This window comes from Acinetobacter sp. ME22, assembly GCF_022012315.1.
Classification (GTDB): Bacteria; Pseudomonadota; Gammaproteobacteria; order Pseudomonadales; family Moraxellaceae; genus Acinetobacter; species Acinetobacter brisouii_A.
The window spans coordinates 39826-58595 of sequence record NZ_JAKLTL010000006.1; the positions used below are offsets into that span (position 1 = coordinate 39826).

Annotated in this window: 17 protein-coding genes and 2 tRNA genes; 13 read left to right on the forward strand and 6 right to left on the reverse strand. The window is 42.6% G+C overall.

The window, feature by feature from the left end:
- Positions 1–81: 81 nt before the first annotated feature.
- Positions 82–987 (forward strand): cation diffusion facilitator family transporter, encoded by a 906-nt coding sequence (locus LVY74_RS09735; protein WP_237814914.1) that lies wholly within the window; start codon positions 82–84, stop codon positions 985–987.
- Between the two features lie 12 nt (positions 988–999).
- Here the strand turns inward: LVY74_RS09735 and LVY74_RS09740 are convergent, their stop codons facing one another.
- The 5 genes from LVY74_RS09740 to LVY74_RS09760 all read right to left on the reverse strand — a co-directional run bounded on the left by LVY74_RS09740 (position 1000) and on the right by LVY74_RS09760 (position 3582).
- Positions 1000–1338 (reverse strand): hypothetical protein, encoded by a 339-nt coding sequence (locus LVY74_RS09740; protein WP_151708453.1) that lies wholly within the window; start codon positions 1336–1338, stop codon positions 1000–1002.
- A gap of 104 nt (positions 1339–1442) precedes the next feature.
- Positions 1443–1518: transfer RNA gene (locus tag LVY74_RS09745), tRNA-Glu, on the reverse strand.
- Between the two features lie 25 nt (positions 1519–1543).
- A tRNA-Ala gene (locus LVY74_RS09750) sits at positions 1544–1619 on the reverse strand.
- A gap of 54 nt (positions 1620–1673) precedes the next feature.
- Positions 1674–3185, reverse strand: coding sequence for a glutamate--tRNA ligase (gene gltX / locus LVY74_RS09755; protein WP_237814915.1), 1512 nt, complete (start codon positions 3183–3185; stop codon positions 1674–1676).
- Between the two features lie 112 nt (positions 3186–3297).
- Positions 3298–3582 (reverse strand): hypothetical protein, encoded by a 285-nt coding sequence (locus LVY74_RS09760; RefSeq protein WP_151708455.1) that lies wholly within the window; start codon positions 3580–3582, stop codon positions 3298–3300.
- Positions 3583–3931: 349 nt separating this feature from the next.
- Here LVY74_RS09760 and LVY74_RS09765 point away from each other — a divergent pair, with 349 nt between their 5' ends.
- The 8 genes from LVY74_RS09765 to LVY74_RS09800 all read left to right on the forward strand — a co-directional run bounded on the left by LVY74_RS09765 (position 3932) and on the right by LVY74_RS09800 (position 13115).
- On the forward strand, positions 3932–4933 hold the full coding sequence (locus LVY74_RS09765; protein WP_442862790.1) for a sulfate ABC transporter substrate-binding protein: 1002 nt from the start codon (positions 3932–3934) through the stop codon (positions 4931–4933).
- Between the two features lie 169 nt (positions 4934–5102).
- Positions 5103–6017, forward strand: coding sequence for a 16S rRNA (cytosine(1402)-N(4))-methyltransferase RsmH (gene rsmH, locus LVY74_RS09770; protein ID WP_237814916.1), 915 nt, complete (start codon positions 5103–5105; stop codon positions 6015–6017).
- 10 nt (positions 6018–6027) lie between these two features.
- Positions 6028–6363: a cell division protein FtsL gene (gene ftsL / locus LVY74_RS09775; protein ID WP_237814917.1), complete on the forward strand. Its 336-nt coding sequence runs from the start codon at positions 6028–6030 to the stop codon at positions 6361–6363.
- Between the two features lie 10 nt (positions 6364–6373).
- Complete coding sequence (gene ftsI, locus LVY74_RS09780; protein WP_237814918.1) at positions 6374–8194, forward strand: penicillin-binding protein PBP3; 1821 nt, start codon at positions 6374–6376, stop codon at positions 8192–8194.
- A gap of 13 nt (positions 8195–8207) precedes the next feature.
- Entirely contained in the window at positions 8208–9707 is a 1500-nt protein-coding gene (locus LVY74_RS09785) for a UDP-N-acetylmuramoyl-L-alanyl-D-glutamate--2,6-diaminopimelate ligase (protein ID WP_237814919.1), read from the forward strand.
- A gap of 5 nt (positions 9708–9712) precedes the next feature.
- Complete coding sequence (locus tag LVY74_RS09790) at positions 9713–11110, forward strand: UDP-N-acetylmuramoyl-tripeptide--D-alanyl-D-alanine ligase (protein WP_237814920.1); 1398 nt, start codon at positions 9713–9715, stop codon at positions 11108–11110.
- Entirely contained in the window at positions 11111–12229 is a 1119-nt protein-coding gene (gene mraY / locus LVY74_RS09795; protein ID WP_151708462.1) for a phospho-N-acetylmuramoyl-pentapeptide-transferase, read from the forward strand.
- A gap of 73 nt (positions 12230–12302) precedes the next feature.
- Positions 12303–13115 (forward strand): putative RNA methyltransferase, encoded by an 813-nt coding sequence (locus LVY74_RS09800; protein WP_442862791.1) that lies wholly within the window; start codon positions 12303–12305, stop codon positions 13113–13115.
- Between the two features lie 13 nt (positions 13116–13128).
- Here LVY74_RS09800 and LVY74_RS09805 read toward each other — a convergent pair whose 3' ends face one another.
- A complete protein-coding gene (locus LVY74_RS09805; RefSeq protein ID WP_237814921.1) occupies positions 13129–15666 on the reverse strand; it encodes a penicillin-binding protein 1A in 2538 nt (845 codons plus the stop codon).
- 169 nt (positions 15667–15835) lie between these two features.
- Here LVY74_RS09805 and LVY74_RS09810 point away from each other — a divergent pair, with 169 nt between their 5' ends.
- Genes LVY74_RS09810 through LVY74_RS09825 form a run of 4 tightly spaced genes read left to right on the forward strand, consistent with a single transcriptional unit; the run spans position 15836 to position 18769 of the window.
- Complete coding sequence (locus LVY74_RS09810; protein WP_237814922.1) at positions 15836–16894, forward strand: pilus assembly protein PilM; 1059 nt, start codon at positions 15836–15838, stop codon at positions 16892–16894.
- Positions 16894–17535: a PilN domain-containing protein gene (locus LVY74_RS09815; protein WP_237814923.1), complete on the forward strand. Its 642-nt coding sequence runs from the start codon at positions 16894–16896 to the stop codon at positions 17533–17535. The genes LVY74_RS09810 and LVY74_RS09815 overlap by 1 nt, the downstream gene beginning before the upstream one ends.
- Positions 17532–18245, forward strand: coding sequence for a type 4a pilus biogenesis protein PilO (locus LVY74_RS09820; protein WP_237814924.1), 714 nt, complete (start codon positions 17532–17534; stop codon positions 18243–18245). Before LVY74_RS09815 ends, LVY74_RS09820 begins: the two co-directional genes overlap by 4 nt.
- Entirely contained in the window at positions 18245–18769 is a 525-nt protein-coding gene (locus LVY74_RS09825; RefSeq protein WP_269090996.1) for a pilus assembly protein PilP, read from the forward strand. The genes LVY74_RS09820 and LVY74_RS09825 overlap by 1 nt, the downstream gene beginning before the upstream one ends.
- Position 18770: the final 1 nt, after the last annotated feature.

Consider the following 18770-nt stretch of genomic DNA (forward strand, 5'->3'; position numbering starts at 1 on the left):
CTTTTTAAAATAATCACGTTGGACAAAGTTCAGCATTTTGTCTAACGTGGTTGTGATTACCATAAAAACAGGAGTTCCTGTATGAGTGGACACCATCATGGTCATCATCATGCTGTTGTGACCGAAAATAATTCAAAAAAACTATGGTTGGCATTGGGTTTGACCAGCAGCTTTTTAGTCGTTGAAATTATTGCTGGGTTTTTAACTCAAAGTTTGGCATTGCTGTCAGATGCAGCTCACATGTTTACCGATGCTGCTGCCTTGGCAATTGCATTGATTGCGATCAAGATTGGCAAACTGCCTGCCGATGATAAACGCACGTTTGGCTATCAACGCTTTGAAATTTTAGCAGCACTGTTTAATGCACTGATGCTGTTTATTGTGGCACTCTACATTTTATATGAAGCTTATATCCGCTTGAGTCATCCACCCGAAATTCAAAGTCTTGGTATGCTCATGGTGGCAATCTTGGGACTGATCATTAACCTGATTGCCATGAAAATCTTGATGTCGGGTGCAGAAGATAGCCTGAATGTAAAAGGGGCGTATCTGGAAGTCTTGAGTGATGCTTTGGGTTCGGTGGGGGTGATTGTTGGTGCAGTGCTGATTTATTTGACCCAGTGGGTTTGGGTGGATACGTTGATTGCAGTGCTGATTGGTGTGTGGGTGTTGCCGCGTTCTTGGCTCTTGCTCAAACAAAGTATCAATATTTTGCTGGAAGGTGTGCCTGATGAAATTGATATTGAGGCACTACGCCAAGACTTGCTCTCACTGGAGGGTGTGGAAAGTATTCATCAGTTAAAAGTTTGGGCAATCAGCTCGAAGAATATTCACCTTGCGGTACATTTATATGCCCCACAGGTCGAGCGTAATCATTTGTATGATGAAGCTACCGAAATGCTGACACATCGTTATGGCATTTGGCAGGTGACTTTACAGATTGAAGAAAATCCCTGCCATTCTCATGAATATTTACATCAGCATTAAGGTTTTAAGGTCTTATAAATGCCACTCATGGTGACAGTCGCGACATTTCCATGCTTTTTGTGACTGCAAGAAACCTTGCATCGACACTTTAAAGTTGGGTAGCTGACGCCAAAAGAGTAAGCCTGAGCCCACAGTCACAATAAAGACCACAACCGTTGCGATTTGTAGAATCGGGCTTGCGCCATCAGCAAAAATCCACATCACTATACTGGCGACCACAAGCAGTAATAACAGGAAAATAGAAAATACCAATACTACCAGACTTTTTGGAATTTCTGGACGGACAGCATTTGCACCTTGAGCAACAGGCATAATTTTAGCGCTTTGGCATTGTGGGCAACGGTATTGCATAAACACTCCCAAATCAATTTATGGTTATTTTAGCGAACTTCATGACAAAGCAAAAAGTTGAGTCGAAAAAAAACCACTGATCAGGTCAGTGGTTTTTTAGAATTTGGCGTCCCTACGGGGATTCGAACCCCGGTTACCGCCGTGAAAGGGCGATGTCCTAGGCCTCTAGACGATAGGGACTTATTGAGGCAACACTTCTGAGGTTTGGTGGAGCCAAGCGGGATCGAACCGCTGACCTCTACAATGCCATTGTAGCGCTCTACCAACTGAGCTATGACCCCAGTCTGTGTGAGCGCAATATTAGGGGCATTCCACTCACACGTCAAGCAAAAATATTATTCAGCCGCTTCAGTTGCTTCATTTTTCGGCAATTGAATGCTTTCATTGAGTTTTTCCCAAACTTTAAGCTCTTTTTTGCTTGGGCCACCCACGATTTCAAGGGCACGACGCAGGCGAGCATAAGTTAAGTCTGGGCCAATAGTGACCATGGCTTGCATGACTGGAGTTGAACTGGTCGAACCTGCAATTGCAATAAAGAACGCGGGCATAAAGTCACGCAGTTTAATACCCATTTGGTTGGCTAAATCCATCAGGATTTGACTGACTGTGTCATTGTTCCATGTGAAGGTTTTTTCCAGACGCCAGATGGCAAACTGTAAGCTTTGACGGACTTGTTCTTGGCTGAGTTTTTTGCTTTCAAACATTTCAGCGGTGATGTTTGGCATGTGGTTAAAGTAGAAACCTGACCAGTTTACTGCTTCAGACAATAAGTTGATTCGTGGTTGAATCGCTGCGGCAATATCTTTGAGTTTTTTGCTGTCATTTTGCCAAGTCAAAATGCGCTCAAGCAGTTGAATCGGGCTTAAACCTTTAATCCACTGACCATTCAACCAGTTGAGTTTGTCTACATCAAACACTGGACCACCCAAAGACACACGATGAATATCAAAATTGTCCATCATGTCTTGTAAAGTAAAGACTTCACGTTCGTCAGGCATTGACCAACCCATACGACCCAAGTAGTTCAACAAGGCTTCTGGTAATACGCCGATGTCACGGTAGTAGTTGATTGATGTCGGGTTTTTACGTTTAGACAGTTTTGATTTGTCTGGGTTACGCAATAACGGCATGTGGCATAGCTGTGGCATGTCCCAACCGAAATATTGGTAAAGCAACTGGTGTTTTGGTGCAGAAGGTAACCATTCTTCACCACGGAAGACATGGGTAATTTGCATCAAATGGTCATCGACCACGTTTGCCAAGTGGTAGGTTGGCAAGCCGTCAGTTTTCAGCAAAATTTGCATATCCACTTGTGCCCAAGGAATATCGACTTCACCACGCAGTAAATCATTGACCTTACAAATGCCTTCTTCGGGCACTTTCATACGAATTACATGGGGTTCACCCGCTTCAAGGCGACGCTGAACTTCTTCTTGTGAAAGTTTTAGACCGCGACCATCGTATTTTGGAGATTCACCGCGTGCTTGCTGTTCTGCACGCATTTGGTCGAGTTCTTCTGCGCTAGCAAAACAGTAGAATGCATGTCCTTTTGCCACCAACTCTAAGGCATATTGTTTGTAGATATGCATACGTTCAGACTGACGGTAAGGTGCATGTGGACCACCAACATCTGGCCCCTCAGACCATTCGATCCCTAACCAGCGCAATGAATCCAGAATCATTTTTTCTGATTCAGGCGTTGAACGTAGCTGATCAGTATCTTCGATACGTAAAATAAACTCGCCGCCATGCTGCTTGGCAAAGCACAAGTTAAATAATGCGATATAAGCTGTACCTACATGAGGGAAGCCTGTAGGAGAGGGTGCGATACGAGTACGGACTTTCATAATGGATTCAGTTTTAAACTCTAATGCGGGCTATTATAACGAAAAAAGCCCTGTAAAACGTGAAAAAACCAACGTAATACAAGGCAAGATTTGAATTGATCGGTGCTACGAATTAAGAGTCGCGTGTTGGAAATAATGCTTGAAGAAGTCGAGAGAAACGCTCATGTTGGTAAGCAAAAAAACTTTGGCTTGGCTGAACATGAATGGCATTTAAAATCTTGATGCTGTCGAGATCTGAATTAATTGCTTTGGTGTTTTGCTTTTGTTTGCTGAGTTCTTTTTCAATTAAAGACGAAGGGTGTGTACTTTGGGTTTTGTTTTGGATGACATTGGCATAGCTTGCTGTTGCTCCTGCGCTGAGGCACAGCCCTAAAATTACACCACGGAAATATGTCATAGACCCAAACTCCAAAAGTTGAAATCGCCTGTTGTTGTTATACCTTGCTTACAATGAATGTATTGCTGTCGCTTCACAGCCAGTATAGCGTACATTCATATAAAAAAAAGTGAATATTTTTTACAAAATACCTACATGCTTAGGCAGAATGTTGTTGAACGTTGCACAACTGCTGTTTTAGCAGAGGAATATGTAGTCATCATGGAGTATTGCGCAAAAGCCAAGATTACATTGTAACGTGCATAGTGAAAAAAACATCAAAGCTTAGAATAAAACATTATAAATCAGTGATATTTTAAAAATATTCAAAATCCGTATAGTGATCTTAAGCGTATTTTGAGAATAAGAAATGAAAAAACAGTGGGTGATGGGTGGGCTATTGGCATTTTTAATGGGAAGTAGTGCATGGGTACATGCAGATAGAAGCTTTTTAAATGTCTCTTATGATCCGACTCGTGAATTTTATCAAGAATACAATCGGGTTTTTGGACAATATTGGCTTAAGCGCACAGGTGAAAAGGTCGATTTTAAACAGTCGCATGGTGGCTCGGGCAAGCAGGCACGTGCAGTTGCTTCAGGTTTACAAGCAGATGTTGTGACCTTAGCGCTTGCCAATGATATTGATGAAATTGCCAATGCAGGCTATATCCGTAAAGACTGGCAAAATCAGTTCCCACAACATTCGGCACCGTACACCTCAACAGTGGTTTTTTTGGTACGAAAAGGCAACCCGAAGAAAATTCACGACTGGAATGATCTTACTCGCTCAGGTGTGGAAATTATTACGCCAAATCCAAAAACGGGAGGTGCTCCTCGTTGGATTTATTTGGCAGCATGGGGTTATGCACTGAAACAACCTGCAGGGAACGATGCTAAAGCGCGTGAACTAGTGTCTAAACTGTATCACAATGTAAAAGTATTGGACTCAGGGGCACGAGGTTCACTGACCACATTTGCTGAACGAGGTATTGGTGATGTGTTGCTGACATGGGAAAATGAAGCATTATTGGCTCAAAACACCTTGGGTAAAGGTGAATACCAAATCGTTTATCCTTCAGTTTCTATTTTGGCTGAACCATCGGTCGCAATTGTTGATAAAACCGTCGATAAAGATGGTAATCGCTTATTGGCAAAAGGGTATTTAAACTTTTTGTATTCACCACAAGGACAAGCTTTAGCTGCCAAATATAATTTCCGTCCACGCAATGCCAAAGTTGCTCAGCAGTACGCTACTAAGTTCCCGAAAATTAAATTATTTACCATTGATCAGGTTTTTGGTGGTTGGGCCAAAGCGCAAAAAATCCATTTTGCCAATGGTGGAGTTTTTGATCAGATTTATCGTCAACCGTGAAAGAACTGCTCCAATCGGCTTGGAGCAGGCAATTGATTTGCTGATTTTTTTAACAAACAACGGAAATAACTATCGCAAAATAATATTTCCCTACAAAAAGCCGTTTGGAACTTGCGTGAAACCTAGAGATAATGTGCAATTACGTTTTTAACTCTCGATTTCCGTTCGTATGTCTCATATTTCTGTATTGCTCCATGAAACTATTGATGCTTTGTTAGCAGATCGCCATACAGGAATTTATGTCGATGCCACGTTTGGGCGTGGTGGACATAGCCGTTTACTCTTATCAAAACTCGATGCCAATAGCCGTGTTTATGCTTTTGACAAAGATCCTCAAGCTTTAGCTGTTGCTGCCGAATTAGAACAACAAGATTCACGTTTTAAAATTATTCATGCCAGCTTTGCCGATGTCCAACAAGAATTAACAGCTTTAGGGTTAGATACTGTGGATGGCATCATGGCAGATTTAGGCGTGTCCTCTCCGCAGCTCGATCAGGCTGAACGTGGTTTTAGTTTTATGCAAGATGGCCCTTTAGATATGCGTATGGATAATTCGCAAGGGCAAACTGCCAGCGAATGGTTAATGCAAATTGAAGAAGAAGCGCTTGCTAACATTATTTTTCAGTATGGTGAAGAGCGCTATAGCCGCCGTATTGCCCGTGCCATTAAACAGGCGGGTGAAATCACCACAACAGCACGATTGGCGGAAATTGTCAAAACGGCTCATCCGAAGTGGGAAAAAAATAAACATCCTGCAACTCGAACTTTCCAAGCGATTCGGATTGCGATTAACAAAGAACTTGATGATATCGAAATTTTTCTCCCACAAGCGGTCAATATGCTATCTGCACATGGACGCTTAGCCGTGATTAGTTTCCACTCTTTAGAAGATCGTTTGATCAAACAATTTATTCAGAAAGAATCAACTTTGCCAGAAGATAGCGGCTGGGGAATGCCTCAACAGCAGGTCGACACCCGCCGCTTAAAGAAAATTTCACGCATTCGTGCAAGTGAACAAGAAGTAAAAAGTAATCCGCGCTCACGCAGTGCATGGTTACGTGTGGCTGAACGATTAGAGCAATAAAAGGCACGCCATGAATACAGAGGTTGTTGAAGAAAAATCCACTAAAGATCGGACAGTTGTTAGAAAAGCGCTGACCTATTTTGTTTTGATTGCCTTGATTTTTATCAGTGCGATCATGGTGGTCTTTGAAGTCTATGAATACCGATATGACTATCGGCAAATGAGTAGTTTGCTGCGCAATGAAGATGATCTAAATGCAGAATGGGGGCGTTTGTTGATTGAGCAGCAAACCTTTGGGGCAACAGCTCAAATCGGTACACGTGCAGTGACCCAACTTCGAATGTATTCACCACCTCCATCAGATACTGTGGTGATTTCTCTTCCTTCCACAGCACAGCAAAAGTAAGGTCAGTTCAATGACTGAAAAACGAATGAATTTAAAACGTAAAGCCAAACTTTCAGTGACTGAAAAGAGCGAAATTACTTTTGATCAGTGGCGCTTCTATTTGTTGTGGGGCATTGTGCTGTTTTGCTTTGTGGTCTTGGTCATCCGTGCATTTTATGTGCAGGTCATTAACCGTGACTTTTTGCAAGATAAAGCCAATGCCTTGATTTTGCGTGATGAAACGATCCGTGCTATGCGGGGCATTATTAGTGATCGTAATGGTGTGCCTTTGGCAATTAGTACCCCGATCATGAAAGTGGTGATGGATCCACGCGATTATTTTGAAAATAAAAAGCTTTATGACGATATGACCGCACCGTTAAAGCCGGGTGAACGTCGTAAACCGAAACAAAAATTACCAGACAAAAATTTCAATCTGGATGAACTTGCCAATATTGTCGGGGTTGATGCGGACTGGCTGAAAAAGCAAATGCAGGCACATCCACATTCACGTTATTTGGTTCTCAAAACTGAAGTGCCACCACCGCAAGCAGATTTTATTTTAAAACATAATTTCCAAGGGGTTTATACCGAAAAATCGTACAAGCGTTTTTACCCACAGCCCCAGCCAAATGCTCAAATTATTGGCTTGACCAATAATGATGGTAAAGGGGTAGAAGGCTTGGAAATGCAGCTCAATAAAAAACTCTCAGGGGTGAATGGGCTGCAAGTCAATATTCGAGATAAATACGGTAATCGTGTCAAAGACCCTGAAGTGGTGAAACCTGTACAGGCGGGTGAAAACTTTACCCTAAGCATTGACTCACGTTTGCAGTACATCATGTATCGAGAGTTGACTGCAGCAGGAATTGCCAATAATGCACGTTCAGCAACAGCAATTGCAGTCGATGTCAAAACAGGTGAAATCTTGGCGATGAGCAGTTGGCCATCGTATAACCCAAATGATAAAGCCAGTTTGAACAACAAGGATGCCATGCGTAACCGTGGTGCGATTGACATGTTTGAACCGGGTTCAACCATGAAACCTTTTACCATTTCAGCAGCATTAGAAAGTGGTAAATATACAGCCAACAGTGTCATTAATACGGCTCCTGGCTCCATGAGAATTGGCAATCATATTATTCATGATACCCATAATTATGGTGCATTGACCTTGGCAGGGGTGATTATCAAATCCTCCAACGTCGGGGCGGCAACCATTGCATTGTCATTGCCAACACCAACTATTCCAACTTTCTTTAAACGTGTCGGCTTTGGTCAACGTTCCGCGGTACATTTTCCAGGGGAAAGTGCAGGTTTAATCTTGCCATCAAAATACTGGAATATGTCCGAGATTGGCACAATGGCTTATGGTTATGGTCTCAATGCAACTGTTTTACAGTTGGTACAAGGTTATGCCATGTTGGCAAATCATGGGGTAGAGATGCCACTCACCTTGTATAAGCTGAACAAACCTGCTCAGGGGAAACAAGTGCTTGATCCTAAGATTGCAGATCAAGTGGTACTGATGATGGAGCAGGTGACTCAACCTGGTGGTACAGCAACACAGGCACAGATTCCGGGTTATCGTGTGGCAGGTAAAACAGGGACAGCGCATAAATTGAATGCAGACCGCCGTGGTTATTCGAAGACAGAATATCGTGCATTGTTTGCAGGGGTTGCACCTGTGAGTAATCCTCGTATTGCAATGGTTGTTGTGGTGGAAAACCCGCAAGGCACATATTATGGTGGTACGGTTTCTGCCCCTGTATTTGCTCGAACCATGCAGGAATTCTTACGCCTGTTAGACGTTCCTTTAGATAAACCTTTACAAGCCCCTAAAATTCAATAATTGGTGAGTTTTCATGTCGATTACGTTGCAACAGATTTATCCTGTTGAGTCAGTTCAACCTTGGATGACCCAAGCATTTGGTGGGTTTTGTTTAGACAGTCGTGCTGTGGAAGCAGGGCAGATTTTTATTGCACTGACCAGCTATTCACAACCTGAAAAAACCTTGGCTTTTGCTCAAGCAGCATTGCAACGTGGTGCGATTGGCGTGATTGCAGAGCAGGCTTTGGCACTAGAAAACTGTTTGGTCTGTCCAGATGTACGTCAACAAATGGGTGCATGGCAAAAAGCTTATTTACAGGCAACGGCACCGACTACAAATCTGCGTATTTTGGCAGTCACGGGAACCAATGGAAAAACCACCATTTCCCGTTTAATTGCGGAATTGATCAGTGCTCAAGAACAGCGTTGTGCGGTCATGGGAACAACAGGGAACGGGATTTTACCGAATCTAGAAACCTCGACACATACCACGGTTGATGCCATTCATCTGCAAAACTTATTGCATAGCTATGCTGAACAGGGGGCAAGTTTTGCCTCACTTGAAGCCAGTTCACATGGTTTGGAGCAAGGTCGCTTAAATGGCTGTAATATTGAAATTGCGGTGTATAGCAATTTAAGCCGCGACCACTTGGATTATCACAAAACACTTGAAGCATACGCCGAAGCCAAATCACGCTTGTTTGCATTCCCAACACTGAAATATGCGGTGATTAATCTGGATGATGAGCATTTTGATGTAATGCTGAATGCAGCCCGTCATAATTCGGCACAACCGAAAATTTTCACTTATGCAATTCAACAACACGCTGATTTTTATGTCTCAGATTTAAGTTTTAGCTTGCAAGGTGCATGTTTTACCTTACATAGTCCTGTCGGGCAGTTTACTGTCAGTAGCCCATTGCTTGGTAAGTTCAATGTTGAAAACTTGTTGGCTAGTTTAATTGCAGCATATGCGGCAGGTTTTGACTTGGCTGAATTGGTCGCTGTTGTTCCACAGCTAAAAGGTGCTCCTGGGCGTATGCAGGTGTTGCGTGATCAACAGCGCTTGTTTGTGGTGGATTATGCGCATACCCCAGATGCTTTGGTTCAGGTTTTGACCAGTTTGCAACGTCATGTTGAACACCGTTTATGGGCTGTGTTCGGCTGTGGTGGAGACCGTGACCGTGGCAAACGTCCACTGATGGTTCAGGCAGCTCTTGCCCATGCTAATCCTGTGTTGCTGACCTCAGATAATCCGCGTACTGAAAACCCTGAGCAGATCTTTGCCGATATGAAACAGGGGATTGATTTTAGCCAGCATGAAGTTCATGAAATTCATGATCGCCGTGAAGCGATTAAGTTTGCTGTAGCGCAAGCGCAAGCAGGCGACATTGTGGTGATTGCAGGCAAAGGACATGAAAATTATCAGGAAATCGATGGCGTTCGTCATTGGTTTGATGATGTGGTAGAAGTAAAAGCGGCTATCGATCATCAGCACGGAATGCTTACCGCGTATTCAGCTTTGGAAAATTAACGCACATGCATACATCGACCACTAGCACTGTTCCCTTGATGCCTTGGACAGCGGCTGAACTCCAACAGGCGACACAAGGCTACTGGTATCAAGACCAGCAGCCTGAACAAACGATTAAGCGGGTTTTAACCGATTCACGTCATGCCGAAGCAGGAGATGCCTTTTTGGCGCTCAAAGGTGAACGTTTTGATGCCCATGATTTTGTACAAAATGTTGCGGCACAAGGTTGTCAGGTTGTTATTGTAGAACGTCCGATTGAACAGCTTGACATTGCCCAATTGGTGGTTGCTGATACGCGTTTGGCTTTGGGACATTTGGGGCAATTTCGCCGACAACAATTTCCTTTGCTGAAAGTCTTGGCACTGACAGGTAGCAGTGGTAAAACCACGACCAAAGAAATGCTCGGCAGCATTTTATCTCGTTTGGCTCCCACACTGATTACTCGTGGTAACCTCAATAACGATTTAGGCGTACCGATGATGTTATTGGAATTGCGTCCAGAACATCAGTATGCGGTGATGGAACTCGGTGCGAGTCATGTCGGTGAAATTGATTACACCTCAAATTTGGTACAGCCACAGGTGGCAGGCATTCTCAATATTGGGACTGCTCATTTAGGTGAATTTGGTGGGCGTGAAAAAATTTGCCAAGCCAAGTCGGAAATTTATCGTCATATTGCTGTTGAGGGGACATCCATTGTTCCAGCAGCAGATGATTTTACTGCACAAATCAATACGGCTGTTCAAACGGAAAAACGCTTAAGTTTTGGTGAAGGTGGTGATGTTTTTGCTGAGCAAATTCAACTGCATCCACAATCAGCCAGCTTTGTTCTCAATACGCCGCAAGGTTCAGCATCGGTTGAGTTGCCTTTTGCAGGATTACACAATGTGCAAAATGCCTTAGCTGCCTGTGCGTTTGCTTTAGCAATTGGTATTTCCCTTGATGATGTGGTGCAAGGTTTACAGCAGGCGAAAGGGGCAAAAGGTCGCCTGAACTTTATTCAGCATGAACAATACTTATTGATTGATGATACGTATAATGCCAATCCAACATCAATGCGTGCTGCGGCTGAAGTTTTGACTCAGCAACAGGGCATTAAAGTCATGGTGATGGGTGATATTGGTGAGTTGGGTGAATCTAGTCGCGATGAACATTTTGCATTGGGGCGTGATTTGGCAACTTGCAGTTTAGATTATCTTGTTGCAGTCGGTGAGTTTGCGAATGCTACACTTGCAGGTGCGGCGACATCACATTGTCATGCCTTTAAGACTCAAGCAGAAGCATTGTCCTTTTTAATCAATCTTGTAGACAAACATCAACTTCAGACCATGAGTTTCCTGTTTAAAGGTTCTCGTTATACCCATATGGAGACGTTGATGGCTGATTTGATGGAGACGCTTTAAATGCTGTTATGGTTGTTTGAACATTTGGCGGGATTTGACAGTTCCTTCAAAGTTGTTCGTTATTTGACATTACGTGCTTTGCTGAGTGTATTGACGGCATTGCTGATTGGGCTATTTCTTGGGCCAGTGATGATTCGCAAATTGCGTGCGTTGAAATACGGTCAAGCGGTCAGTTCTTTTGCGCCAGAAAATCATGCCAAGAAAATGGGTACACCGACCATGGGTGGGGTATTAATCCTGCTTTCGATCGGGATTAGTACGTTACTTTGGGCAGATTTATCTAATCCATATGTGTGGATTGTGCTTGGAGTCATGGTGATTTTTGGGGCAGTCGGTTGGGCTGATGACTGGATCAAAATCCGTTATAAAGACAATGCGGGTTTGCCTGCACGTAAGAAATTCTTTTGGACATCAGTGGCATCTTTAGGGGCTGGAATTGCCTTATATGTGATTGCAATTAATCAGCATAATCCTGTTTATACACATAATATGCTAGATTTACTGATTCCATTCTTTAAACACCTGAGCATTCCGTTTTCAGTCATTCCGTTTGGACTAGCGTTTATTGCCTTTACTTATCTGGTGATTAATGGGGCATCCAATGCGGTGAACTTGACCGATGGTTTGGATGGTCTTGCGATCATGCCAGTCGTCTTGGTGGCAGCGGGTCTAGGCGTATTTGCTTACTTGTCTGGGGATGTCCGTTTTGCCAGTTATTTGCATATTCCATATATCAAATACTCGTCTGAACTGATTGTAATTTGTGCGGCTATGATTGGCGCAGGCTTGGCATTCTTGTGGTACAACGCGCATCCAGCGCAAGTCTTCATGGGAGATGTTGGTGCGCTGGCACTCGGTGCAATGCTCGGTACAATCGCCGTGATGGTTCGTCAGGAAATTGTGTTCGCGATCATGGGTGGTGTCTTTGTGATGGAAGCGATTTCAGTCTTCCTGCAAATTGGTTCATTACGCATGCGTAATAAGCGCGTTTTCTTGATGGCACCCTTGCATCATCACTATGAAAAACAAGGCTGGAAAGAAACCCAAGTCGTGATTCGTTTCTGGATCATCACAATTATTCTGGTGGTTGTTGGCTTAATGACGTTAAAATTGCGTTAATCCCAAACCCAATGCAAAAAAAGCTGGCTTCGGTCAGCTTTTTTATTTGTCCTTTCACTGGAGTTAAAACACGATGCAAGTGCTGATGTGCCCTGTTTGCCGAGATTCACTGACCTTAAATGCAAGAACTTGGCGTTGCCCGCAGGGGCATAGTTTTGATTTAGCCAAACAAGGTTATGTCAATTTGCATGTGGTACAGCATAAACACAGCAAACATCCTGGAGATACCCCAGAAGCAGTCGATGCACGACGTGCATTTCTCTCCGCAGGTTTTTATGCCCCGCTACGTCAGGCTGTGGAGCAGTTATTAGCGCGTTATCAGCCAAAAACATTGTTGGATATTGGTTGTGGAGAGGGTTATTACACCAGTGCCATGCAAGCTCATGTAGAACAATGTGTCGGTGTGGATATTGCCAAAAGTGCCGTGCAACGCGCAGCGAAACTGAATCAAGCCGTGACTTGGGTGGTAGGAACGGGGGCAGTTTTACCTGCTTTAGATCAGTCAATTGATTTGTGCAGCAGTTTGTTTAGTCCAATTCCACAACCAGAAATTTTGCGCATTTTAAAAGATGATGGTTTGTGTTTGGTGGTGACGCCTGCGCCTCGTCATTTATATGATTTACGCGAAGCTTTGTTTGAACAAGTCAATTTGCATGAGCCAGAAAAATTTGTGGCACAGATGAGTGAAAACTTTGAGTTGATTGAATCATCTATCGTTGATGCTGAACTCGATTTGCAGCAACAGGATATTATCAATTTACTTGCAATGACACCTTATGCTTACAAAGCGAAACCTGAAAAACGTCAGGCTTTGGAAGAGCGTGATCATTTGCAAGTTACAGCCAGTTTTCAGTTGTATTTATTTAAAAAGAAAGCCGTCATTTGACGGCTTTCTACGTTTAGTTCACTTGATTAATCAGTTGTTCCAAAGCGTCAGGATTGGATTTTTTAGTCGCAGTTGCAGGTTGTGGATTATTGAGCTTAGGTGGAGCTTTTTCAGTAGGAATGAGGATCTCCTCACCTGGTAGATCAGAAAAATCCTCTTCATCTTGTTTGCGTGTGGCTGGTTTTGCTGCAGGCGCAGGGCGATAAGCAGGGCGAGCCAGTGGTGGCGCAACACGATTTTCATTGCGATCAATCTGCTCAATAATCGTTTGACCATGAGAAATAGGTGCTTTGGCATTTTTGTCTAAAGTCACCCATGCTGATGGTGTGCCTTGTAAAGAACGTGCCATAAAATTACTCCAAACAGGCAATGCGGCAACGCCACCATATTCTAAGCGTCCCAAAGTCGTTGGCTGATCAAAGCCGACCCAAGCAACTGCCACTAATTTCCCATTGAAGCCTGCAAACCAAGCATCTTTGGCATCATTGGTGGTTCCTGTTTTACCCCCCAAATCATCACGACCAATTTTTAAGGCAGCGCGTCCAGTACCATGTTGAATCACATCGCGTAGAATGTTTGCCATATCATAAGCGGAACTGGATTTAATAATCCGCTGAGCTTGACGATAATCACTTTTAGTTGCGTCGGCTTGTTGAGTGGTGAGAGCGGGCTGTTGCTTAAATGCTTCATCATCAGGTGTGGTGGTCTGCTCTGAAGCCGCTTCTTGATGATCTGGATTGATACACGAAATACATGCATATTCTGGATTGGCTTTATAAATGGTTTTGCCATACGCATCTTCAATATGCTCAATAAAGTAAGGCTCAACGCGGAAACCACCATTGGCAAACGTGGCATAACCTGTTGCCATTTGTACAGGAAGTACCTGCGGCGTACCTAAAGCAATAGTGAAGTTATTCGGAATTTGATTCTCCTGCAAACCAAAGTCCATCAGTAATTGACGCGCGCGATCAACCCCTACGCTTTGCAACAAGCGTACAGAGACCGTATTTCGAGAAAGATAGAGTGCACGACGCAGAGGAATCATTCCTAAATAACGACCATCCGAGTTTTTAGGTGACCATTTACCAATCGTAATCGGGCTGTCATTGACCATCGTATAAGGTGTCATGCCACGCTCTAATGCAAGGGCATAAATAAACGGTTTAATGGTTGAACCGGGTTGACGCCAGCCTTGTGTTGCACGGTTAAAGGTCGATTGCGCATAACTGTATCCACCAACAACAGCCTCAATAGCACCATTGTTTGGATTCATTGCGATCAGTTGTCCTTGTACTTTCGGAATTTGTACCAAAGACCAGACCGTTTTATTGTCATTTGGACGTAAGCGAACAATATCATCTGTTTTTACAATTTGAGCTGCGCGGGTAGGTGCTGCACCGACACTATTGGCGTTGCGATATGGACGTGCCCATGCCATACCTGACCAAGGAACGGTGACAATCGCACCATCTTTTAATTCAGCTTCAAAACTGTTCTTTTCAACTTTAATGACTTTTGCAGGGTAATTATTGGCATATGTAAAAAATCTCGATAAAGGAACACCATGTGCTTCAGCACCACGCCAACCATGACGACGGTCATAATCTTCTAGACCCTCTTGTACCGATTGTTCAGCGTATTCCTGACGTTTACTATCAATCGTGGTGTAGATTTTAAAACCTGAATTGACTGCCTGCTCACCAAACTTATCAACAATCTCGGCACGAACCATCTCACCGACATACGGATAGCGAGTTGAAATACCTCGGTCTGGCATATTGAGATTGAGGGGTTCTTCAATTGATTTTTGATAATCAGATTGATTGATATAACCCAGTTGACGCATACGCCCTAAAATCCAGTTACGGCGTTCAAGGGCACGTTCAGGGTTGGCAACAGGGTTATACTTCGATGGCGCTTTAGGTAAACCCGCAATCATTGCCATCTGCGCAATACTGAGTTGATTAATGTTCTTGTCATAATAAATCTTGGCAGCTGCTGCAATACCGTAGGCATTTTTACCCAGAAAAATCTTATTAACATATAACGTGAGAATTTCTTGTTTGTTGAGGTTTTGTTCTATTTTACGTGCAAGGAAGATTTCAGTCAGTTTGCGCTTTAAGGTACGTTCTCGAGTTAAATAATAGTTTTTTGCCACCTGCATGGTGATCGTTGAACCACCTGTTTGTATATCAGAGCCTGTGATACTTTCACTTACAGCTCGCCCCAAGCCTTTAAAACTAATGCCACTATGTTCAAAAAAAGAAGAGTCTTCAGCAGCTAAAAAAGCTTGAATAAAATGTGTAGGAATTTGCTTATAGTCAACGGGAACGGATAATTGTCCACCATATTCGGCAATTAGTTGATTGTCTGATGTATAAATTTGAATGGGTTTGAGCAAAGGTGCTTTCTTCAAGCTGCTCATTTCAGGTAAAGAAGGGGCGATGTATAAATACATGCCATAGAAGCCCATTGGAACCAGCAAAATAACAATTAGAAAAAACAAAAAAATTGGATGAATTCGACCTGAACACGATAGATTTTTCATAACAAGTAATATTTAATATGCAATGGGCGACTGAAGTTGAGTATAGCTGAAGCCCAGTATAGCCGAGAAGAACCTTGTTCAGGGTATTATTACGTTATTATCCAGACGAAACCGCATACACGACAGGGTATTATGCTATTCTAAATAAAAAATAACAGGAATAAACATTGTGCTAAGGTTATATCGTAAACCTAAAAAGGGGTTAATTGGGGTTGATATTAGTTCAACTTCTGTAAAGATGCTGGAGCTGTCGGTAAAGAGTGGGCGTTATTGTGTAGAAAGCTATGCCCTAATTCCTTTGCCAGAAGGTGCTGTAGTTGAAAAAAATATCATCAATCCTGAAGCAGTTGCAGAAGCATTAGAAAAAGCATTAGATGTGGGAAATCCATCTACGGTAAATGCAGCTTTTGCAGTTCCAACTTCAAGTGTTATTCATAAAATCATCGAAATGGATGAAGATATGAATGATGATGAGCGAGAAATACAAATTCGAATGGATGCTGAGCAGTATATCCCATTTCCGCTTGATGATGTCAGTTTAGATTTTGAAGTCCTTCCAGACCCTGCATCGCGTCCAGGGCGTGTGAACGTTTTGCTTGTTGCAACGCGTACCGAAAACGTGGAAGCTCGCAATGAAGCTTTAATTTATGCAGGTCTAACTGCTAAAGTTGCAGATGTTGAAAGTTATGCCATGGAACGAGCATTGGGAGTATTTTCAAATACCTTGCCGCTTGGGACACGGATTATCGCCATTTTAGATATCGGTCATTCCATGACAACGTTGTCTGTTGTTCAAGATGGAAAAATTGTTTATACCCGTGAACATGTTTTTGGTGGGAAGCAACTGACCAAAGATATTCAGACTCGCTATGGGTTGTCTTATCCAGAAGCAGGACGAGCAAAAAAAGAAAGAACTTTACCAGATGATTTTGATTCTGAAGTTCTATTGCCATTTATGGATAGTGTCGCTCAACAAGCACAGCGCTCACTCCAGTTGTTTTTTTCATCATCACAATTTAATGATATTGACCATATTTTATTGGCAGGTGGGACGGCGAATTTGCCAGGGTTGGCTAAGGTATTACAACAACAATTAGGATACCGTGTCACTGTTGCAAATCCATTCTTGCAAATGGGTTTTTCTCCGCAAATTAATATTAAGAAAATTGAAGATGATGCTTCCTCTCTTATGGTTGCTTGTGGTTTAGCGTTAAGGAGTTTTGATTAATGTCAAAAATAAACTTATTACCTTGGCGCGATGAACTCCGAGAACAACGTAAAAAAACTTTTGTTTTAATTGCAATTCTTGTTGCTGTCCTTGGGGTTTTTGCTGTTTTTGTAACATGGATGTATTTTGATCAAAAATTAAGTGATCAAGAAGATGCCAATCAACTGATTACTTCAAGCAATCAGCAGCTTGATCAAAAATTAAAGTCCTTGGATGGCTTACAAAAACAAACTCAAGCGATTGTTGAGCGTATGAAGTTGATTCAAGATCTACAGGCTCAACGCCCAATCGCAGTTCGTTTAATTGATCAACTTGCTCGTTCTGTACCGAGCAATATGTATTTAACTAAACTAGAACGTGTAGGTGATCGTTTTACCATTGAAGGTAAGGCAGAGAGTCCAAATGTCGTTGCTGACTTTATGCGTAATTTAGGCAACTCACCATGGTTTCGTAATGTATTTATGAAATCCTTTGATTCTGCAGATAATACAACGAATCAACCACAACAGACCTCTGTTGTGCCACGTGTAGAAGAAGGATATGGGAAATTTGTTGTAACTGCTGATCTGGGGCAAATTGCACAAACCACAGAAGATCAAGTTGCTTCAGAGGCACAACCTACACAAGGGGCTGCAAAATGAGCCAAGAACAATTAGATGAATCAAATGAAAATGCAGTCAAACCTGTGAAAAACAAAATGACATTAGATCGTTTTGTGAAACAGTTTAACTCATTAGATACCGCAAATTATGGCGGATGGCCGATTTCGGTTAAACTAACCTGTTGGGTTTTTATTTTTGTCATTGTATGTATTGTGGGTTATTTCGTGCTAATTAGTTCGAAAATGGATTCGATTACGACAGCCCAAGCTCAAGAAGCCAATTTGCTCAATGAGTATAGAGAAAAAGATTCTAAATTGCGAAATTTACAGTTGTATCAAAAACAACTTGTGAAAATGCAAGCCGATTTTAATCAGCAGTTACAGCAGTTGCCAAAAGAATCTGAAATTCCAGGGTTAGTTGAAGATATTAACGTGACAGGTGTGACAGCAGGTCTGAAGTTTAAAAATATTTCGCTTGATCCAGAAGTCAAACAAGAATTCTTTATGGAACAACCGATCTCTATTCAGGCAACGGGTGATTATCATGTCTTTGGACAGTTTGCCAGTGCAATCGCAGCTTTACCACGAATTGTAACAATGCATGACTTTTCTATGGTTGCAGGGCAAGATGACAACAAAAAATCTGATATTCCTGTTGTGACTTATACTGTTCATGCAAAAACTTATCGTTACCTTGGTGCAGAAGAGCAAGCATCTGCATCTGAGCCACAATCAGGAGCAGCAAAATAATGAACAAGCGTATGATTCTTGCTTTATTGCCTGTATTTCTGGTGGTGGGTTGTAGTTCCCAAATTGATGCTGTAAATGAGGAGATGGCAAAAATTCGGAGTGAGCCTGCTATGCCAATTAAACCGGCTCCGACATTTGACCCTGTGCCTCCTTTTGAGTATGCGGCACAGAATTTACGTAGTCCATTTCTGCCACAATCTCTTTTTACTGAGTTAAAAGTGATGGCAGGTAAACGAGTTTATCCAGATTTCTCACGTCAACCACAACCACTTGAAAGTTATGCTTTAGAATCAATGGTGTTTAAGGGGAGCTTGCGTAGTGCAAATGGTCAGATTTTGGCTCTCATCCAAACGCCCGATAAGCAAATTGAACGTGTTCAGGTTGGAAATTATATGGGCTTAAACCAAGGGCGTATTACTAAGATTACCCCAACACAAATTGATTTGGTTGAGATTGTGTCGGATGGTCGAGATGGTTATATTGAACGTCCACGTAGCCTTGTTTTAATTGGCCCAGCAGCATAAT